The sequence below is a fragment of the Kumtagia sp. genome (assembly GCF_059502445.1).
The window spans coordinates 87,517-106,024 of sequence record NZ_JCACER010000004.1; the positions used below are offsets into that span (position 1 = coordinate 87,517).

Sequence of the window (18,508 nt, forward strand, 5' to 3'; positions counted from 1 at the left end):
CGGAAGACGCGCGGGCGAGAATTGGCCGCCCGCGCTGCCTCGATCAGTACTTGATCTGGCCGCTGACGCGGCCCCAGATGTCGTTCCAGTCGAGCTGCGGCTCCGACTTGATGTTGCTGTCGTAGAAGGACTGGGCGTTCTCCGCCGAGATGATCACGCCGGTGCCGTAGAATTCGCGATGCTCGTGCCCTTCCTTGGCCGGATCGAAGGTGCCGGTCTTGGCGTGGTAGCCGATCGACAGGCCCATTCCGCCCTGCCAGTACGGGTCCCAGGCGACGGTGCCGGCGAGTTCGCCCTTCTGGATCGCCTCCACCGCAAGCTGGATGCCGTCGATGCCGGTCACCGGCACCTTGCCGGCGCGGCCGTCGGCGCGCAGCGCTTCCACGGCGGCGAGCGCCATGTCGTCATTGGCCGCCCAGATGCCGCCGATCTCGTCGCCGAACTGGGTGAGCCAGGCATTGGTCTTCTCAAGCGCCTCGGTGGCCGACCAGTTGGCCACCTGCATGTCGAGCAGCTTGACATCCGGGTTGTCCTTCAGCGCCTCCTCGAGCCCGGCCTTGCGCTCGATAGCCGGCACGTTGGATTCGATGCCGCCCAGCGCGACGATGCCACCCTTGCCGCCCATCGCCTTGATCAGCGTCTCGGCCATCGCCTTGCCATAGGGCACGCCGCTGAACGAGATATGGGCGACGTAGTTGGGGTCGAAGTCCCAGGGATGCAGGTCGGCCGGCTTGTTCCACTGCGTCACCACATAGGCACCGGCGGCCTTGCAGGCCTCGACGATAGGCCGTGCGTCTGGGCTGTCATTGGGATCGACATTGACGACGCAATTGCCGCCGGTCTTGGCCAGGATCGCCTTGATGTCGGCGATACCCTTCTCGCTGTTCCCTTCGGTCACCAGCGTCACATACTCGGTGCCGACGGACTTGGCGAAGGCGGCGCCACCCTTGTTCCAGGTCGCGTGATAAGGATTGGACAGCGAGCGGATCGAATTCACCACCGTCGGCTTGTCCTGCGCAAGGCTCCGGCTGGTGATGATGGCGGGGAACGCGCCGGCTGCGCCGAGCAGCGTGGCCCCTTTCAGAAAATCGCGACGGCCGAGCGAGCGGCGCATCGTGACGGCAAGGATATGCTTTGTCATGGACGTCTCCTCCCGAATTATGGGCTCCCGGCCCTGCATTCTCCTGACGAATTGGGATCGGCCGGCGATGTCCTCTCATAGCCGGCCGTCAATGCATGAAGGCGGTTCTCCTCCCGCCTGACCCGTCGCGGACATTATCGACAATCCAGTCCTTGGAGGGCGGATTGACGCCCCTGCGATGGGTGTGCATAGCTATGCACGATCGATTATCGCTGTCAATGGCCACATCCGCAAGGGGGAGAGACATGAAGCTCAAGGACAAGCTCGCGCTGATCACCGGCGGTGCCCGCGGCATCGGCCGCGCCATTGCCGAACGCTATGTGGAGGAAGGCGCCAGGGTCGTGATCGCGGATCTTTTGATCGATGAGGCGACCAGGACAGCTGCCGAGATCGGGCCGCAGGCTTCGGCCACGGCCGTCGACGTCAGCCGCCTCGCTTCGATCGAGGAGATGGCGGCGAACGTGCAGGATCGGTTCGGCCCCGTCGACATTTTGGTGAACGGCGCCGCCGTGTTCAACATGGCGCCGCTGGCCGAGATCACCGAAGCCGATTTCGACCGGCAGTTCGACATCAACGTGCGCGGCCTGCTGTTCACCGCCCAGGCCGTCGCCAGGCGCATGATCGCCGCCGGCAAGGGCGGCAAGATCATCAATTTCTCCAGCCAGGCGGGCCGGCGCGGCGAGGCCAACGTCGCCGTCTACTGCGCCAGCAAGGCCGCCGTGATCAGCCTCACGCAGAGCCTCGCGCTGGAACTCATCAAGCACCGCATCAACGTCAACGCCATCGCGCCGGGCGTGATCGACACGCCGATGTGGGACGTGGTGGACGCGCTCTTCGCCAAATACGAGAACCGCCCGATCGGCGAGAAAAAGCGGCTGGTCGGCGAGGCCGTCCCATACGGCCGCATGGGTGTTCCCGCCGATATCGCCGGCGCGGCGGTGTTTCTGGCAAGCGACGACGCAGACTACATCGTCGCGCAGACGCTGAACGTCGACGGCGGCAACTGGATGAGCTGAGCGGGCAGACGGCCGGCAGTTGTCCCAAAAGCCTGGGCCGGCGATGCTGGCAGCCGAATTTTCGTCTAATTCTCGGAGATCGCGTGGACCATACCGGAATCCGGCAGCAGCACAGAACGTCGGACATCGCTCGATGACTGCCCGAAAGAAATCCGCCGCTGCCACGCAGGGCCAGGCCGGCCACGCGGATCTTGTGCGCGAGGCCGGCAAGAAATACGCCTCCTCGGTGGATGTCGCGCGCATGGCCGGCGTGTCGCAGTCGGCTGTCTCCCGGACCTTCAGCGGCGGCGCCAAGGTTTCGGAGGTCACGCGCCAGAAGGTGCTGGACGCCGCAAAGCGCCTCGACTACCGGCCGAGCCTGATCCCGCGCATCATGCTCACCCACAAGTCCAACCTCGTGGCGATCGTCGTCGGCGGCCTGTACAACCCCTTCTACACGACGGTGCTGGATGAGTTCACCGTAAGATTCCAGGCCGCCGGGCAGCAGGTCCTCATCGTCCATGCCGATAGCGACCACGCGCTCGACGACGTCATCCCGAAGCTGGCGAGCTACCGGGTCGACGCGATCGTCAGCGCCCTGGCCGTCCTGTCGCCGCAGGCCGCCGATGCGCTTGCCAGGCTGAGGATTCCGGTGATCTCCTTCAATACCGCCATCCAGAACGACTGGGTCACGTCGGTGTCCTGCGACAATGTCGAGGCTGGCCGCACCATCGCCGACCTGTTCGTGGCGCGCGGCGCCCGCTCATTCGGATTCATCACCGGCCCGGCCGGCAGCCGTGCCAACATCGATCGCCGCAAGGGTTTCGAGGGCAGGCTGGCCGAACTCGGCGCCCGGCCGCCGGCCGTGGAACCTGGCGACTACCGCTATGAAGGCGGCTTCGCCGCCGCACTGAGGATGTTTTCAGGCAGGCAGAGGCCCGAGGCTCTGTTCTGCGCCAACGATCTGCTTGCCATCGGCGCGATCGACGCCTTGCGCCAGTCGCTCGGCCTGCGCGTTCCTGAGGACGTGCTGGTCGCCGGCTTCGACGACATCCCCGCCGCGTCCTGGGCCTCGGTCGGTCTGACCACATTCCTGCACGATGCCGCGGGCATGGTCGACAAGGCTGTCGCGGTCGTGACGGCAGCCACTGCCGGCGGCGCGCCGGCGGTCGCGCCGATGATCGTCTCGGCGCCCCTGATCGAGCGTGCCACGACACGGAGAAGTTGAGCGGCCGAAGACGCGGCTGCGGGGAAGACATGGTTGCGATCCATCGATAGGCTCCCCCTCGATGCTCCCCAGCGCCCCACGACGGAAAGGAACCGATCGCCCATGAGCCGTCCGGAATGAGAGGCGGATTTGCCGGCTCCCTGCTGGTCCTGCTCCTGCTGGCCGGCGGCATCGGCGCTGCATCCGCTTGCCCGGTGCCGCCCGACGCCGTCACTGAACTGCAGACCAAGAACGTCTATGTCGACCGGCAGGGATCCGTAGCAGATCCGGAGATCGCCGCCGAAAATACCGCCAAGCGCCAATCGCTGGAGCGTTTTCTCGATCTGCTGATCGAGACGACCGACCGGTACGGACGCACCGGCGACGAGGCCGACCGGCGCTGCGCGATGGGTCTGGTGGAAGCTTGGGCGAAGGAAGGTTCGCTGCTGGGCTCGTCCTTCTCCGCCCAGGCGGACGCCGTCCGCGTCTGGGCGGCCGGCACGATAGCCGCGAGCCTCATCAAGCTCGATTTCACCAACCGCGAGCAGCCGGCGATCGTGAAGGAATGGCTTTCCGCGCTGGCCCGGGAGCTTCTGGACTACGCCGAGCGCCGCGTCGAGAACCGTGGCGCCAAGGCGCGGACGAACATCTACCACTGGATCGGTTTCGCCGTCGCCGCGACGGGCTATCTCCTCGACGATCCAGAACTGACGGACTGGAGCAAGGGCGTCGCGGAGGAAGCGCTATCCTCGATCCAGGAAGACGGCACCCTGCCGATGGAATTGGAGCGCGGAAGCAAGGCAACCTCCTACCACGCCTTCGCGGCGCAGGCGCTCTTCGGCTTGACCCTCGTCCTGACCAAATCCGCCGGCGAGCCCTTCGTGCAGGACCCGCGGCTGGCACGCCTCATGTCCCTGGTGGACCGGGCCGCGAAAGACCCGGCCACGCTCGCGGACGCGGCGGGCGCACCGCAGGAGCCCGCCGCCTACGCGCGGTCATGGCTTCGCCTATACCGGACAATAGCCGCATCCCCGACACCGGGCCTCGAAGCAGGCAAATGCCCGTCGCTGCGGCGGCTGGGCGGGAACGTATGCATGCTCTACGACGCGATGAACGACGCCCAGTGATTGGCGATCTTCTCAGCTCCGCTGGATGCGCACCGCCGGGATCAGCCCCTGTGGGCGGACGAGCAGCACGGCGATGACGCCGGACAGCACGATGGCGTCGCGGTAAGGCGCGGCCGCCGCAGGCAGCGTCGCCTGCAAAAACACCTCGATCACGCCGAGCAGGAAGCCGCCGGCGACCGCGCCGGGCAGGCTGCCCAGGCCGCCGACGACGGCGGCGATGAAGGCCTTCAGCACGGGAGTAAACCCCATCAGCGGGTCGACGGAGGCGCGCTGCGCCACCCATAGCATGGCGGCGAGCCCAGCGAGCAGGCCGGAGAGGAGGAAGGCGGTGGCGATGATCCGGCTCGCCGGAATGCCCAGCAGCCGCACCACGTCGAAATCCTCGGCCGCGGCACGCATCGCCGTGCCGGTGACCGAGCGGCGCAGGAAAACCTCCAGCGCGATCAGCGCCAGCACGGAGACGACGATGGAGATGGTCGGCCCCACCCCGATGGTGAAGTCGCCAAGTGAGAAGGCGCCGGTCATCCAGCTCGGCATGGCGATCGCCTGCGGTCGCGCCGAGACACCGTTCTGGAAGACGACCTTCAGCAGGCTGGAGACCGCGAAGCTGGTGAGCAGCAGGCTGGTTATGCTGGCACCGCGCATCGGCCGGAAGGCGACACGCTCCATGGCGACCGCCGCCAGCGCGCCGCAGGCGACCGCGGCGAGAACGGCAGCCGGAAAGGGAAAGCCGAGAAACAGCGAGGCCAGCAGCGCATAGCCGGAGACAGTCATCAGCTCGCCATGGGCGAAGTTGATCAATCCGACGATGGAGAAGACGATCGCCAGGCCGAGCGCCAGCAGCGCGTAGACGCCACCGAGGCTCACCGCATTGATGATCTGCTGCGCGACCATTTTTCCTAAGCTCCGAGATAGGCTTGGCGGACGAGGTCGGAGGTGGCGAGTTCCTTCGCCGTGCCAGCCAACACCGCCTCGCCATTGGCAAGCACGGTGGCGCGGTCGGCGATCTCCAGCGCTAGCGCCACGTTCTGCTCGACCAAAAGCACGGTGAGGCCGTTGCGGCGTAAATCGGCGATCAGGTCGAACACCGTGTCGATCATCCGCGGCGCGAGCCCAAGCGACGGTTCGTCAAGCAGGATGAGGCGGGGCTTGGCCATCAGGGCACGCGCGATCGCCAGCATCTGCTGCTCGCCGCCGGAAAGGTTGCCGCCCTTGATGCGGTGGTAGCGCCTCAGAATCGGAAAAAGATCGAGCATCTCTTCCTCGCGCGCCTTGGCTTCAGGCGCCGCGAGATGCATCGCCCCGCCAAGGCGCAAATTCTCTGCCACGCTGAGGCTGGCGAAGATGCGTCGCCCCTCTGGCACCAGCGAGACGCCGCGGCGCGAGATCGTCTCCGGCGGCTTCCCCGTTATGTCTGTGCCGTCGAAGACGATCCGGCCGGCCGCCGGCGCCACCAGGCCGGCAATGGCGCCGAGCGTCGAGCTCTTGCCGGCGCCGTTGGCGCCGACCAGCGCGATGATCTCGCCGCCGCCCACGGAAAGGTCGACGCGGCGCACCGCCTCGACCTCGCCGTACCGGATCTTCAGGGCTTCGACGGCAAGCATGGCGTCACGGCGCCGGGACGTCGGCTGCGTCCGGCGTGACCGTCTCGACATGCTTCTGCTCGCCGCCCTCGTAGCGCATCAGCGCCACCGGCCTGAGCGGCATGCGGTCGGTGCCGGCATAGGTGATCTTGCCGGTAATGCCCTCGAAATCCTTGAGGTTGGCGATGGCGTCGCGGATCGCCTTCGGATCGTCGGAGCCGGCCGTCTTCACCGCCTCGTCGAGGATCAGTCCGATCTCGTAGCCGTTCACCTCATAGGTCGATTCCGGCGCATGGCCGGCATGCTTGGCGAAGGCGGCGTTGAAGGCCTCCAGCTTGCTGCCCGGTTCTGCGTAACCGGCGGCGGTGAACACCACGCCGTCGACCAGGCTGCCGAGCCCCTTGATGGTCGGCGTGCCGATGGCGTCGGCGCCGTAGACGGGGATGGTCACGCCGGCGGCGCGCAATTGCTGGATGAAAGCCGGGAAATCCGGCTCGTAGGCCGCCGTCATGATCAGGTCCGGCTGGTCGGCGAGGCCCTTAATGTTGGTGATTTCAGCCGAAAAATCAGGCTGTCCCATCGTAAAAGTGCCGCGTCCGACGACGGTTCCTCCCTTTTTCTCGAACACTTTTCCGAAATATTCGGGAAGATTGGCGGTGTAGGTGGCGTCCGGCGAGGTGAGCAGGAAGACCTTCTTCTTGCCCTCGGCGATGGCGAAGTCGGCGACTGCGGTCGCCTGCACGTTGTCGGCCGGGTAGGTGCCGAACATGACGTCGCCGACCGCCTCGGTGAGCACCGGCGCGGAGCCGCAGAGCGTCAGCGTCGGGATGCCGAGCGGCTGAGTGAGCTGGCCGGCGGAGATCGACGGGTCGGCGTCGCAGGGCGTGATCATGATCTTGGCGCCGGCGTCGATCAGTTCCTGCGCCACGGTAGCGGTCTGGGCGGTGTCGGAGCGGGTGTCCTTGATGATGAGGTTCACCTTGTACTTGCCGCCGAGCCCACCCTTGGCGTTGAGCTCGTCCAGCGCCATGCGAAGGCCGGCCAGTGCCGGCTGGTCGTAGGGCGCCAGCCCTCCGGTCTGGGCGGTGGCGGCGCCGATGATGATCTCTTCCGCGAGCGCCGGAGCGGCGGTCAGGGCAATGCCGAAGACGGCGGCGCACAGCGCTGCGTGGTGACGGCGGTAAAGGCTCGTGGGCATGTCTTGTCTCCTTCTGTGTTCCCGGTTGTGGTTCAGTCTGTCTTGGCGTCCATGTGGGCGCGGGCGGTGCGGCTGCCGAGATAGGCGGCGACGACGGCCGGATTGGTCTGCACCTCGGGCGGCGCGCCGTCGGCGATGACCCGGCCGTGGTCGATGACGACGACGCGCTCGCACAGATTCATGACCAGCCGCATGTCGTGCTCGATCAGGATGACGCCGATGCGCCGCTCGGCGCGCACCGTCGCGAGGATGGCAACCAGCTCCGCCGTCTCCACCGCGTTCATGCCCGCCGCCGGCTCGTCGAGCAGCAGGAAGCGCGGCTTCAGCGCCAGAGCGCGCGCCACCTCGAGTCGCCTGCGCAAGCCGTAGGCGAGCCCTGCGGCCGGCCGATCGGCAAACGCCTCCAGCCCCATGCGGGCGAGCTCGCGCATGGCGGCGGCTTCGGCGGCGGCGAGGTCCGGTTCGACCTGGCGGGCGGAGACCACGACATTCTCCAGCACCGTCATGCGCGGAAAAATGCGGATGTTCTGGAAAGTACGGGCGATACCGGCGCGGGCGAAACGAAAGGCCGATGCCTTGCCGACCGGTATGCCGATCGAGACGCTGCCGGCGCTCGGCTGGACGTCGCCGGCCAGCATGTTGAGCAGCGTCGTCTTGCCGGCGCCGTTGGGGCCGATGATGCCGGTGATGCTGTCGGTGCCAAAAGAAAGCGTCACGTCGTCGACCGCGACTACGCCGGCATAACGCCGGGTCAGATGGTCGGCGGCGACCCGGCCGCTGTCCGCCCGCCGCGCCGGCTCCGCCGAGGCTGCGATGGAAGCGCTTTCCGAGCGACGCAGCAGGTCGAGCTCGCGGTCGCCGAACAGGCCGGTCGGGCGCCGCCAGATGACCAGGATCATGGCGACGGCGAGCATACCCTGGGTCAGGCCGAACAGGACGGGCAACTGGAAGCCGAGCACCACCCCGCCGCCCTCGAAGCGGCGCACCACCTCGACGACGACGATCGTCACCACGACGCCGGCAAAGGCACCGAGCGAGGAACTCATGCCGCCGACGATCAACATGGCGAGCAGCGTGAAGCCGAGGTCGAAATAGAAGTCGCGCGGCGAGAATGCGCCGAGGAACTGCGCCATCATCGCGCCGGCGGCCATGGCGGCGACCGCGCTCAGAACCCAGGCGGCGATCCGCGCTGTGCGGTGGTCGACGCCGACGGCCGCGGCGCCGCGCTCGTCGTCCGCGGCGGCGCGGGCGGCAAGGCCGAACGATGTCTCACGAAACAGCCGCGCCGCGAGCAATGCGATCGACGCCACGACGACAGCCGTCCACAGGCCCACCTCGCGCGGCACGCCGTAGAAGGGCTGGCTACCACGCGTGATCTCGCGGCTCGCCACCAGCAGCGTGTAGACAATGATCAGCATGGCCAGAGTGGCGATCGCCATGCTCGACCCGGAAAGTCTCAGCAGCGGCGTGCCGGTGAGGAGGCCGATCAGCACGGCCAGCACCAGCACTACGGCGAGCGCGGCGAAGAAGGAGAGCTCGTGGCCGGCGAGGAATGGCGGCAGGTCGCGCAGCGCGGTGCGCTGCAAGGCGGCCGGCATGGTGAGAATGCCGGTGGCGTAGGCGCCGAGCCCCACGAACGCGGCATGGCCGAAGGAGACGATGCCGGTGTTGCCGGAGAAGATCTGCAGCCCGAGCACCGCCGTCAGCATGATCGCGGCATAAGTGACGACACGCTGCATCGCCGCCCCGCCGAACAGGAAGACAGCCAAGCCCGCGAGCACCAGCACCGCGACCATGGCGAGCGCATCGACAAAGGCATTGCGGAAGGCGGCCGGCAGGAACGGCCGCGACCTCGTTTCGCTCGCCGTCACCGACACCATCATGCCGCCCTGAAGCGGGCGGGCGAGAACGGCGCCAGGATCGGCTGCGGCCCCCGCGTCACCAGATGCGCGATCGCCTCGCCGACGGCCGGACCGGTCTTGAAGCCGTGCCCGGACGAGCCCGCCGAGACGACCAGCCCCTCGACGCCCGGCATGGCGCCGATCACCGGCAGATCGTCGGGGCTCATGTCGTAGAGCCCGGCGTAGCCCGGCCGGATGCCGAGTTCGAGCATGGCCGGGACGCGGGTGGCGAAGGTTTCGACGATCTCCACCGACTCGGCCTCGTCCATGCCTTCCATGTAGTGATCGGGGTCCTCGACCAAACGCGGCCGCACGGCCTCCTCGTGGCGCACGCCGGTGCCGCCGCCGGCCCAGGTACCGGCGAGGATGACGCCGTCATTGTCGGGCCGAGCATAGTTGCAGGAGATGTCGTCGCACCAGGCGAAGGGCATCACCTGCCGCGCCTTGCCGCCGGCGTCCAGCACCGCCATCGGATGGCGCTCGACATGCAGCGGCAGGTCGAGCTGGACGGTCGCCAGCAGCCGCCGCGTCCACGGCCCGGCGGCCAGCACGACCGTATCCGCCTCCAGACAGGCGCCGTCCTTCAGCTCGACGCCCGTCACCCGGTCGCCCTGCCGCAGCAGCCGGGTAACGGGCGTGTTCTGCATGAGCCTGGCGCCTTTGCCGCGCGCGGCGCGGGCGATGGCGTTGGTGGCACCGAAGGCGTCGGCATAGCCGTATTCCGGCTCCCAGATGGCAAGCGCCACGTCGTCGAGCGCAAAGCCCGGAGCAGCGTCGGCGAAAGCCTGCGGCGTCAGCGTCTCCATCGCCGCGCCCTCGCCGCGGATGCGCTCGGCGGCGGCACTCCAGCTTTCCGCATTGTCCTTTCCGCATACCCACATCATGCCGATCTGGGTGACGAAGGCCCCCTCGCAAGCAATCTCCGGCAAGGAAACGAGGATGTCCCGGCCGCGGATGGCGAGCTGCGACAGTTCGGGCATCAGGTAGAAGGCATGCAGCAGGGCGGAGGATTTGCCGGTCGGCCCGCCGGCCGGATGCGACTGCTCGATCAGCGTGACCGAAGCGCCTTCGGCAGCGAGGTGATAGGCCGCGCTCGATCCGACGATGCCGGCGCCGACGACGATGACGTCGCTTCCGTTCCCCATTGGGTTCCCCACAGTCTCCGCTGTTGCACGCACGCTAGAACGAGGCGTTCCTCTGCGTCAATATCTCTTCACCAATGATATCTCTCATTTGATATGTTTGTTTCTCTTCAGTGGTCCATACCACCCCTGGAACGGTGCCGTATCGGTCAGGGAGCATGGGTGAATGCCTCGTTGAACACGTCGGAATCCGACAGGCCATGTGCGGACAGCGCCTGACGGGCGGCCGCGACCATTCCGGGCGGGCCGCACAGATAAGCTTCGGTGCCGGGGCCGAGCGGAACGGCTTTCACGAAACGCACCGCCTCGACCGGATTGGCTTTCATGCCGCTCCACGACGAGCCGGCACGGTCGGCGGCAAGGATCAGTTGCAGCGGCAGCCTCTGACCGAGGCCGCGCAGCTCCTCGATCGCATAGGCGTCCTCGTCCGATGTGAAGCCGGCGACGACGGCGAGCGGCGGGGCGGTATCGGGATCGATGCTCGCCAGCATCGACATGATCGGCGCCAGTCCGGTGCCGCCGGCGACGAACAGTTTCGGCCGGGACGTCGAGCGCAGGTAGAAGACGCCAAACGGCCCGCGCACGGTGAACGCGTCCTCCGGCTTCGCCCGCCCGCCGAGATAGGCGGACATGCCGCCGCCGGGAAGCTCCCGGACGTGCAGAACTTGTTCCTTCTCCGAAGGCGCATTGGCCATGGAGAAACGGCGCGGCTCGTCCAGCCCGGGAAACGTCGCCTCGACATACTGGCCGGGCAGGAACGACAGGGGAAACTGCAGGCGGTAGCGCAGCTCCCAGACCGAACTGGATACTCGCGAAAAACCGTTGATCTTGGCGCGGCGCAGCGACGGCGGCGTCACGTCGGTACGGCGGTAGGGCAGCTTGAGCGATAGGCCGCCGCGGGCAGGCTCGATGCACAGCAGCACCTCCTCGCCCTCGTTGTTGCGCGCCGCGCAGGTCCGGCAGGTGCCTTCGCGGCAGTTGGACGCGAGCACGTTGCCTGCCTTCTCCGCGGACGCCAGCACGCTGTCTCCCGTCACAGCAGGGAAATGCATGACCTCGCCGTCGGCGAAGGCAAGCGATATGGCGTCGGAAAGGCTCATCAGAAGTCGTCGGACACGTAGCCGGTCGGCAGGCCGTCGATGCTGACGACGTTGTTGGCGAGCCGGTAGGCTTCGATCCCATCCTCGCCCTTGGCCTTCGCCCAGTCGATCAGCTCGTCACGCTCCCGCATCTCGCCGACGGCCGGGATGCTCCAGCCGCAGGAGGTGGCAACGCTGTCGACAGCGAGGCGGAAGATCTGGCGCGTTCCCGGAAACTCGGGAAAGAGCGCCAGGAGGTTCGTCCATTCCGGATGATCCGGGCGGACCAACTCGGCTCTGCCGTAGAGGCGCAGCGTCATCGGCTCGCCGTTGAAGGCGCAGAACATCATGGTCATGCGCCCGTTCTCGGTGACATGCGCGGCCGTCTCGTTGCCGCTGCCGGTGAGGTCGAGATAGGCGACGGTGCGCTCGTCGAGCACGCGCAGCGTGTCGAGGCCCTTGGGGGAGAGGTTGACCCGCCCGTCAGTCGGCGCCGTCGCCACGAAGAACAGTTTCTGCGCCTCGATAAAAGCACGCATGTCGTCGGGAATGGTCCGCCAGCCCAGGCCCATGGCTCGTCCTCACCACATCATGAAGGAAGCGACGTCGGCGTCGGCGACCTTGCCGGCCAGCACGTCCTCGATCGCCCGGTCGACGATGGCGACGCCCTCGGCGGCCTCGTCGTCCGTCAGCGTCAGCGGCGGCATGAATTCCAGCACATTGGCCTTCAGCCCGACATAGGTGAAGGCAGCGCCCAGCTGGTAGCCGCGGTAGATGATCTTGGCGGTGGTGGTCGCCGGCACCGGGTCGCGCGTGCCGCGGTCAGCGACGAGATCGACGCCGACCGCCAGCCCCCTGCCCCGCACGTCGCCGATGATCTCGTGTTTTTCGGCCAGCGCGCGCAGCCCGTCCGAAAACAGCTTTCCGATCCTTGCCGAGCGCTCGACCAGGCCTTCGCGTTCAATGGTCTTCAGCACCGCGCCGCCTGCTGCGGTCGCCACCGGATTACCGGCCGTTGTCTGCAGAGCGAAGGCCGGCGCATGGTCCATGATCTCGGCCGGGCCGACCACCGCCGAGAGCGGCAGGCCGCCGCCGAGCCCCTTGCCGAAGACGACGAGGTCCGGCTCCAGCCCCTCGTGCTCGAAGCAGTGCATGCGGCCCGAGCGCGCCAGCCCGACCTTGACCTCGTCGACGACGATTTTGATGCCGTGCCGGCGACATCGGTCCTGCAACGCCTTCAGGAAGCCGTGCGGCGGCACGATGAGGCCGCCGTCCGACATCAGCGGCTCGATGAACACCGCCGCCACCTGGTCGGGCGGGCAGGTCGTCTCGAACTGGTAGTCGAGCAGCGCCAGCACGTCCTCGGCGCTGAATTTCGGCCGGAACGGGTCGGGATAGGGCAGCAGCAGGACGCCCGGCCGCGGCAGCGTGTGGGTCATCGCGGTGTGGCCGGAAATGCCCATCGAGCCGGACAGATTGCCGTGATAGGAGCCGATGAAGGAAATGAAGCGGGAGCGCCCGGTGACGGCGGCGAGCACGCGTACCGTGCAGTCATTGGCGTCCGACCCGGAATGTCCGAACCAGACGCGCCGCTCGCCGCTGCCCGGCGTGACCGCCAGCAGCCGCTCCGCCAGCGACACCGCCGGCTCGTTGGGATAGAGCAGCAGGCTGGCGCCGGCCATGTCGCGGACCGCCCTCTCCACCGCCTCGACGATCGCCGGATGGCCGTAGCCGAGCGCGGCCGGACCGGCCGAACCGGAGAGGTCGAGCACTTCGCGCCCACCCTCCTCGATCAGCCGGTTGCCCCTGCCGCCGACCAGGCTGAGCGGCGAGAAGCGCAGCCTGCCGATCTCGGCGATGACCCTTGCGTCCCGTTCGCGCAGGCTGGGCGTGCTCATCCGGCTCTCTCCGTTTGCAGGACCGGCAGCGCAGCGACCAGCCTATCGGTCCATTCCTCGATGCCTTGCGCATCGGCGACGAGATCCTGCCGGATCTCGATCAGCACCGCCGGAATTCCGCGGTCGTCGCCGTGGATGGGCACGGCATAGTCGCCGTCGCGGCTGATCACGTAGGGCACGTTGGCCTCGGCATCGAGCGAGCCGTCGGTTCTGAGACCGGCAAGGATGGCGGTCGCAAATTGCCGCGCCTCGCCGAACAGCACGCCGGCATGCCAGGGACGCGCGACGCCCAAAAATACCGGCGTGAAGCTGTGAATGGTGATGATCCGGGTCGGCCGGCCTTCGGCGATGCGCCGGTCGAGATGCGCCGCTACGCGATCGTGGAAAGGCGCGAACATGATCGCCGCCCGCCTCGCCCTCTCGGCGACGTCGATGCCGACATTGCCGGGGATGGCGGTGTCTTCCGAATGGACGGGAATGCTGCCCTCGAGGCCAAGCGGCCGGTTGAGGTCGACGAGCAGCCGCGAATAGGTGCCCAGGAAGGCCGGCGCGTCGAGCCGCTCCGACAGGCGGCGGGTGACTTCGGCAGCGCCGATGTCCCAGGCGATGTGACGCTCCAGATGGCGGGGCTCGAGGCCTAGGCCACGGTACTCGGCGGGAACGTGGTTGGATGCATGCTCGCACAGGAGCACGATGTCGGAGCGGCCGTCCTCGTTGAGAACCTCGACCGCCTCCGGCCAGTCTTTTGCGGGCTCCATCAATAGAGCTTCCCGTAGAGCTCGCAGACCGCCTCGGCATCGAGATCGGCAAGATGCTCCGCCTCGTGCCGCTTCAGCCCGACGAAGGTCTCGACGAAGGCCGGCGCGAACCAGCCGGTGACGGTCTCGTCGGCGACCAGCGCGTCGATCGCCGCCGGCAAGGTCTCGGGCAGGCGCTCGAGGCCCAGCCTGTCCAGTTCCGCCTCGCTCATCTGCGTCGGGTCTCCGGACACCAGCGGCGGCGTCGGCAGCCCGGATTTCAGTCCCTCCAGCCCGGCGCGCACGATCGCCGCCAGCGACAGATAGGGATTGGCCGTCGCATCGGCCGCCCGGTACTCGACGTTGTACTGCCGCGACGGGTCGCGGCCGCCGATGGTCACGGTCGGGCAGATGCGCAGCGTCGCTTCGCGGTCGCGGTCGGCGAGCCAGGTATAGGACGAGCTCCAGCTATGCGGCTTGAGGCGGTGGTAGGACGGCACGCTCGACGCCGTCAGCGCTGTGATCGCAGGCAGATGCCGCAGCACGCCCGCGCAGAAGGCTCCTGCCCGCCCCGACAGACCGCCCGGCATGGAAGCATCGTAGGTCGCCGGCTTGCCCTCCCTGTCGACGAAGCTGAAATGGATGTGCACGCCGTTGCCGACGGCGTCAGGCGCCGTCTTCGGCGCGAATGAGGCGCGGCAGCCTGCGTTGCGCGCCAGCTCGCGCGTGATCTCGCGGATGGCGACGGCTCGGTCGGCCGCGGCCAGCGCGTCGGTCGGCGCATGCGTCACCTCGAACTGCTCGCTGCCGAACTCGGCGATGATGACCTCCGGCGAGACGCCCGCCTCCTCCAACGCAGCCATCAGCCCGGGTGCGAAGGGATCGGTGCGCCGCAGCGCCGCGAACGACAGCGAATGCGCCGGCGCGAAGCTACCACCGAGAAGCTGGAACTCCTGCTCGAAGGCGGCGACCACCGACAGGCCGGTCTCGGCCTTCAATGCGGCGAGCGCGTCCTTCAGCATGGTGCGCGTGCAGCCGAGCCACGGGCTGCCGTCGAGCTCGACGATGTCGCCGGCCACCATGTCGAACGGCGTGGCCGAGCCGGTGCCGGCGGTGCGGAAGCGCGCTCCGAGATCCGGGATCAGCCGCAGGTCGCCCGAAGAACCCCACGGATTGGGGTCGACGATCGAGTTGAACGGCGTCAGCGACAGGTTCGCCTGCAGCCAGCCGACGCCGGTGGCAGCGATCTTGTCCAGCCTGCTTTCCACCACGAAGCGGCCGCGCGTGATGGCAGCAAGGTCGGTGGTGACGACCGCTACGAGCGATTCGGCGTTCATGCGCGCTTCCCCAGGGCTTCGATGCGGGCGAGCACGGAGTCGGTGTCGGCGATCCAGCAATAGCCGCCGAACGCTTTCAGGGCGATGTCGTGGCGTTCCTGCGTGATGGTCGCGCAAGCGTCTGAAACGCAGGTGACGAGATAGCCGCGATCGGCGGCGTCGCGCACCGTCATGTCCACGCACTGGTCGGTCAGGACGCCGGCCACGATCAAATAGCGGATGCCGAGATTCTTCAGCACGTAGTCGACATTGGTCGAGTTGAAGATGCCGGACGATGTCTTCGGCAGCATGATCTCGTCGCCGACCGGTGCCAAAGCGGGGATCGGCAGGCCTTCGGGCAGGCTCGGCGGGATGTGGATCGGCGTCAGCTTGTGATCGAGCGAGCGGTCGCGGCCGTCCTCGGTAAGGCTCTGGATGATGGTGTGCAGCACCTCGACGCCGTTGGCGCGGGCCGCCGCGAGCAGCCGCTGCTGGTTCGGGATCGTCTGGCTTGCCGTCTGGCGGTAGAAATAGTGGTCCGGACCACGCTCGGGATGATCCGGATCGGCGCCGGGCTCCAGCCAGATGCGCTGCATGTCGACGACCAGCAGCGCGGTCTCGCCGGCGCGATAGGGTTCGTCCCGCTTCGGGAGGGGTGGCGTCATGATTTCTGGTCCTGCCTTGCTGATTTGGGTCCGGGCGTGCGGCGCGCCCGGTTTTCCTGCGGATCGCTGTCAAGCGTCACGGCGTTGGCATGCCGGACTTCCTCCAGCCGCTCGATACGAACGCGGGCGTCGTCGCTCAGCGTCGAAAGGATGTGGGCGACCAGCGCCTCCATCTGCGCGATCGCCGGCGCCAGCGTGTCGTAGGGCGAGGCCACCTCGAGCGGGCTGACGATCGTCACCTCGGCAAGCTCGTCGACTGGCGACAGCCACTGGTCGGTGAACAAAAGGACACGCACCCCGCGCGCCGACGCCTGGCGGGCGAAATCGACGACGTCGAGCTGGTAGCGGCGGTAATCGAAGACCACCAGCACGTCCCTGCGGCCGAGATCGGCCAACACGTCGAATGCCTGCGCGGACAACGCGCCGAGGTCACGCACACCTGGGCGGAACTGCAGCATGTAGCCCGCGAACATGCCGGCGACATAGCGGCTGAACCGGCCGCCGAGCAGCACCACGTCGCCCTTGGCCTCCATCAGCAGCCTGGCCGCGCGCTCGTAGCTCTGCAGAGGTGTCGTGCTCACCGACTTCTCGATCGCAGTGCCGACCGAGCCTAGATAGGCCAGGATGGCATTGTCCTCCGAGCCGGCCGTCCGCTTGGCCTCCATCATCAGCAGCGGCGAGTGCAGCCGCGCCTCGACCTCGGCAAGCAGCTTCGCCTGGAAATCGGCGAAGCCGTCATAGCCGAGCTTCATGACCAGGCGGACCACCGTGGGATCGCTGACGCCGGCGCGCCTGGCGAGGCTGGTCGCCGTACCCAGACCCGACGTCGGATACTCGGCCAGCAGCAGCCGCACGATCTTCTCTTCCGACGGCGTGAGCGACAGCCCCTCGTTCATCAACAGGTCGCGGATCGTCATTCTTCCCCCGTGCCGCCCGCCGTGACTGCCGCATCACTCGGCATCGAACCTGCTTTTGCGGATTCCAGGCCGGCTTGCGCTCTCGCCGACCCCAATCCTCGGTCCTGCCGAGAGCCTTGACTATCGCTGGAGCAGTGCTGGCCACATTGCCGCGGAGCTCCACCCCGGCCGATGGCGCAAGGCGAAGCAAAACCTACATTCAAATAGGTTATTGTCAAGAATGAAGACATATCTACAAACAGGAAGCCGTCGCCGACAAAGCGTCGTCGGCGAAAGCAGGACGAACCTGGGAAGTCAGGCGATGCGCTACTGAAGCCGGCCGTGATGGCGCAGCACCAGGCCGACCGCTCCGAGCAGGACGTCGTTCTCGGTATGCTTGCCGATCGTAATGCGGGTGCGCAACTCCGGCGGAAGATCGCGCGCCTTGATCAGCGTGTGCTTTTCGTAAGAGGCGACGAGCGGCGCCAGCAAGATGTCGCCGGCCAGCGCCATGCGTCCGCCGATGATGATCAGCGGCGGGTTGATCACCGAGCCGATCATGCCGAGGCCGCGCCCGGCGATCTCCGCCGTGTCCCCGATCATGCGCAGCGCCCGTACGTCGCCCTGCTCCGCCATCAGGATCGCGTCATCCATGGTGACGCTGCGGCCGACCACCCTGGCGATCTGCTCGAGCGGCCGCGTAAAGCTGGCATATAGCTCGAGGCAGCCGCGGTTGCCGCAACGGCAGAGATCGCCCGTCGGGTCGATGCTGATGTGCCCGAACTCCCCCGCCCCTCCGGCGATGCCGGTCAGGATGCGGCCGTTCTGCACGATCGCGCCGCCGACACCCAGATCGATCTTGAACAGCACGAAGTCCTCATGGCCCACCGCCGCGCCCCACATCATCTCGGCGATGGCCGAGCAGTTGCTTTCGTTGTCGGCGAAAATCGGCTGCTGCAGCACAGGGCCGAACACGTTGCGGATGTTGACGCCGGCCCAGGTTGGGACAATGCTGGCCCTCTGCACGACGCCATCCGGGCTCACCGGGCCCGACACGGAAACGCCGACCCCGAGGAGGCCCGATACCGGCAGACCCTTGTCAGCATAGCTTTGCGCGATCACTTCCTTCGCCATCCTGGCGGCCTGCTGCGGCGTGTAGTCCACGCCTAAAGGGATATTTTGTTCAGCAATGACAGAATGCGAGACGTCGGCCACCATCAGCCGGACCTCGTCGAGGCTGATGTGGATGCCGACGCAGGTGCCGGCTTCCGGGTTGAGCGCCAGGGCCGCCGCCGGACGTCCAACACCCTTCGTACCCTCCTGTGGGCCGACGATTTCGACCACCATCCCTGATTTCCTCAGGCCTGTCAGAGCCGTCGACACCGTCGACCGAGCGAGTCCGGTCATTCGCGCGATCTGCGCCGCCGAAATGGCGCCGCGCTGGCTGAGGCAGCGCACAATGACGCTTTCCGGCGTTCCGGAAGGCTGATCGATCAACAGGGATTTGAGCAGGGTTTTTGTCATAAAGGCCTAAAAGCTCCTTGACTGAACGTTGTATTTGATCATTCTAGAAAAAACTAGAGATCGCGTGCATGAACCGCCGGTCTCTGCCGAAACGGTCGC

The 18,508-nt window shown here is 67.2% G+C and carries 17 protein-coding genes; 3 read left to right on the forward strand and 14 right to left on the reverse strand.

Translation table 11 applies throughout. The features are described from left to right. Positions 1–43: 43 nt before the first annotated feature. Entirely contained in the window at positions 44–1,141 is a 1,098-nt protein-coding gene (locus tag AC5JDC_RS01310) for a sugar ABC transporter substrate-binding protein (RefSeq protein ID WP_495838407.1), read from the reverse strand. A gap of 245 nt (positions 1,142–1,386) precedes the next feature. Here AC5JDC_RS01310 and AC5JDC_RS01315 point away from each other — a divergent pair, with 245 nt between their 5' ends. The 3 genes from AC5JDC_RS01315 (at position 1,387) to AC5JDC_RS01325 (ending at position 4,470) form a co-directional block, all read left to right on the forward strand. After that, a complete protein-coding gene (locus AC5JDC_RS01315) occupies positions 1,387–2,157 on the forward strand; it encodes an L-iditol 2-dehydrogenase (protein ID WP_495838409.1) in 771 nt (256 codons plus the stop codon). A 133-nt stretch (positions 2,158–2,290) separates the two neighbouring features. Further along, positions 2,291–3,364: a LacI family DNA-binding transcriptional regulator gene (locus AC5JDC_RS01320; protein WP_495838411.1), complete on the forward strand. Its 1,074-nt coding sequence runs from the start codon at positions 2,291–2,293 to the stop codon at positions 3,362–3,364. Between the two features lie 116 nt (positions 3,365–3,480). Beyond that, positions 3,481–4,470, forward strand: coding sequence for an alginate lyase family protein (locus AC5JDC_RS01325; protein ID WP_495838413.1), 990 nt, complete (start codon positions 3,481–3,483; stop codon positions 4,468–4,470). A 12-nt stretch (positions 4,471–4,482) separates the two neighbouring features. Here the strand turns inward: AC5JDC_RS01325 and AC5JDC_RS01330 are convergent, their stop codons facing one another. The 13 genes from AC5JDC_RS01330 to AC5JDC_RS01390 form a co-directional block, all read right to left on the reverse strand. Then, positions 4,483–5,364 carry a branched-chain amino acid ABC transporter permease gene (locus AC5JDC_RS01330; protein WP_495838415.1) on the reverse strand — a complete coding sequence of 294 codons (882 nt, stop codon included), beginning with the start codon at positions 5,362–5,364 and terminating at the stop codon, positions 4,483–4,485. A 5-nt stretch (positions 5,365–5,369) separates the two neighbouring features. Then, the gene (locus tag AC5JDC_RS01335; protein ID WP_495838417.1) at positions 5,370–6,074 is read right to left on the reverse strand and encodes an ABC transporter ATP-binding protein; all 705 of its coding nucleotides are present in this window, start codon (positions 6,072–6,074) and stop codon (positions 5,370–5,372) included. Positions 6,075–6,078: 4 nt separating this feature from the next. Continuing rightward, a complete protein-coding gene (locus tag AC5JDC_RS01340) occupies positions 6,079–7,251 on the reverse strand; it encodes an ABC transporter substrate-binding protein (RefSeq protein ID WP_495838419.1) in 1,173 nt (390 codons plus the stop codon). A 32-nt stretch (positions 7,252–7,283) separates the two neighbouring features. Next, entirely contained in the window at positions 7,284–9,131 is a 1,848-nt protein-coding gene (locus AC5JDC_RS01345; protein ID WP_495838421.1) for a branched-chain amino acid ABC transporter ATP-binding protein/permease, read from the reverse strand. Next, positions 9,131–10,297, reverse strand: coding sequence for an NAD(P)/FAD-dependent oxidoreductase (locus AC5JDC_RS01350; protein ID WP_495838423.1), 1,167 nt, complete (start codon positions 10,295–10,297; stop codon positions 9,131–9,133). Before AC5JDC_RS01350 ends, AC5JDC_RS01345 begins: the two co-directional genes overlap by 1 nt. Before the next feature lie 146 nt (positions 10,298–10,443). After that, the gene (locus AC5JDC_RS01355; protein ID WP_495838425.1) at positions 10,444–11,394 is read right to left on the reverse strand and encodes an FAD-binding oxidoreductase; all 951 of its coding nucleotides are present in this window, start codon (positions 11,392–11,394) and stop codon (positions 10,444–10,446) included. Further along, a complete protein-coding gene (locus tag AC5JDC_RS01360) occupies positions 11,394–11,945 on the reverse strand; it encodes a pyridoxamine 5'-phosphate oxidase family protein (RefSeq protein ID WP_495838427.1) in 552 nt (183 codons plus the stop codon). Before AC5JDC_RS01360 ends, AC5JDC_RS01355 begins: the two co-directional genes overlap by 1 nt. A gap of 9 nt (positions 11,946–11,954) precedes the next feature. Continuing rightward, a complete protein-coding gene (locus tag AC5JDC_RS01365) occupies positions 11,955–13,271 on the reverse strand; it encodes an aspartate aminotransferase family protein (RefSeq protein WP_495838429.1) in 1,317 nt (438 codons plus the stop codon). Then, positions 13,268–14,029, reverse strand: a complete 762-nt coding sequence (locus tag AC5JDC_RS01370; protein WP_495838431.1) for an N-formylglutamate amidohydrolase — start codon at positions 14,027–14,029, stop codon at positions 13,268–13,270. The genes AC5JDC_RS01365 and AC5JDC_RS01370 overlap by 4 nt, the downstream gene beginning before the upstream one ends. Then, a complete protein-coding gene (locus AC5JDC_RS01375) occupies positions 14,029–15,345 on the reverse strand; it encodes a type I glutamate--ammonia ligase (protein ID WP_495838433.1) in 1,317 nt (438 codons plus the stop codon). The genes AC5JDC_RS01370 and AC5JDC_RS01375 overlap by 1 nt, the downstream gene beginning before the upstream one ends. Next, positions 15,342–15,989, reverse strand: coding sequence for a cysteine hydrolase family protein (locus AC5JDC_RS01380; protein ID WP_495838434.1), 648 nt, complete (start codon positions 15,987–15,989; stop codon positions 15,342–15,344). The genes AC5JDC_RS01375 and AC5JDC_RS01380 overlap by 4 nt, the downstream gene beginning before the upstream one ends. Further along, positions 15,986–16,906 (reverse strand): MurR/RpiR family transcriptional regulator, encoded by a 921-nt coding sequence (locus AC5JDC_RS01385; RefSeq protein ID WP_495838436.1) that lies wholly within the window; start codon positions 16,904–16,906, stop codon positions 15,986–15,988. Before AC5JDC_RS01385 ends, AC5JDC_RS01380 begins: the two co-directional genes overlap by 4 nt. 306 nt (positions 16,907–17,212) lie before the next feature. Further along, positions 17,213–18,409: an ROK family transcriptional regulator gene (locus tag AC5JDC_RS01390; RefSeq protein ID WP_495838438.1), complete on the reverse strand. Its 1,197-nt coding sequence runs from the start codon at positions 18,407–18,409 to the stop codon at positions 17,213–17,215. Between the last annotated feature and the right edge of the window lie 99 nt (positions 18,410–18,508).

Excerpts from the sequence above, each read along its gene's own strand:
- AC5JDC_RS01310 (WP_495838407.1), bottom strand. The coding sequence starts at position 1,141 with ATGACAAAGCATATCCTTGCCGTCACGATGCGCCGCTCGCTCGGCCGT.
- AC5JDC_RS01315 (WP_495838409.1), top strand. The coding sequence starts at position 1,387 with ATGAAGCTCAAGGACAAGCTCGCGCTGATCACCGGCGGTGCCCGCGGC.
- AC5JDC_RS01320 (WP_495838411.1), top strand. The coding sequence starts at position 2,291 with ATGACTGCCCGAAAGAAATCCGCCGCTGCCACGCAGGGCCAGGCCGGC.
- AC5JDC_RS01325 (WP_495838413.1), top strand. The coding sequence starts at position 3,481 with ATGAGAGGCGGATTTGCCGGCTCCCTGCTGGTCCTGCTCCTGCTGGCC.
- AC5JDC_RS01330 (WP_495838415.1), bottom strand. The coding sequence starts at position 5,364 with ATGGTCGCGCAGCAGATCATCAATGCGGTGAGCCTCGGTGGCGTCTAC.
- AC5JDC_RS01335 (WP_495838417.1), bottom strand. The coding sequence starts at position 6,074 with ATGCTTGCCGTCGAAGCCCTGAAGATCCGGTACGGCGAGGTCGAGGCG.
- AC5JDC_RS01340 (WP_495838419.1), bottom strand. The coding sequence starts at position 7,251 with ATGCCCACGAGCCTTTACCGCCGTCACCACGCAGCGCTGTGCGCCGCC.
- AC5JDC_RS01345 (WP_495838421.1), bottom strand. The coding sequence starts at position 9,131 with ATGGTGTCGGTGACGGCGAGCGAAACGAGGTCGCGGCCGTTCCTGCCG.
- AC5JDC_RS01350 (WP_495838423.1), bottom strand. The coding sequence starts at position 10,297 with ATGGGGAACGGAAGCGACGTCATCGTCGTCGGCGCCGGCATCGTCGGA.
- AC5JDC_RS01355 (WP_495838425.1), bottom strand. The coding sequence starts at position 11,394 with ATGAGCCTTTCCGACGCCATATCGCTTGCCTTCGCCGACGGCGAGGTC.
- AC5JDC_RS01360 (WP_495838427.1), bottom strand. The coding sequence starts at position 11,945 with ATGGGCCTGGGCTGGCGGACCATTCCCGACGACATGCGTGCTTTTATC.
- AC5JDC_RS01365 (WP_495838429.1), bottom strand. The coding sequence starts at position 13,271 with ATGAGCACGCCCAGCCTGCGCGAACGGGACGCAAGGGTCATCGCCGAG.
- AC5JDC_RS01370 (WP_495838431.1), bottom strand. The coding sequence starts at position 14,029 with ATGGAGCCCGCAAAAGACTGGCCGGAGGCGGTCGAGGTTCTCAACGAG.
- AC5JDC_RS01375 (WP_495838433.1), bottom strand. The coding sequence starts at position 15,345 with ATGAACGCCGAATCGCTCGTAGCGGTCGTCACCACCGACCTTGCTGCC.
- AC5JDC_RS01380 (WP_495838434.1), bottom strand. The coding sequence starts at position 15,989 with ATGACGCCACCCCTCCCGAAGCGGGACGAACCCTATCGCGCCGGCGAG.
- AC5JDC_RS01385 (WP_495838436.1), bottom strand. The coding sequence starts at position 16,906 with ATGACGATCCGCGACCTGTTGATGAACGAGGGGCTGTCGCTCACGCCG.
- AC5JDC_RS01390 (WP_495838438.1), bottom strand. The coding sequence starts at position 18,409 with ATGACAAAAACCCTGCTCAAATCCCTGTTGATCGATCAGCCTTCCGGA.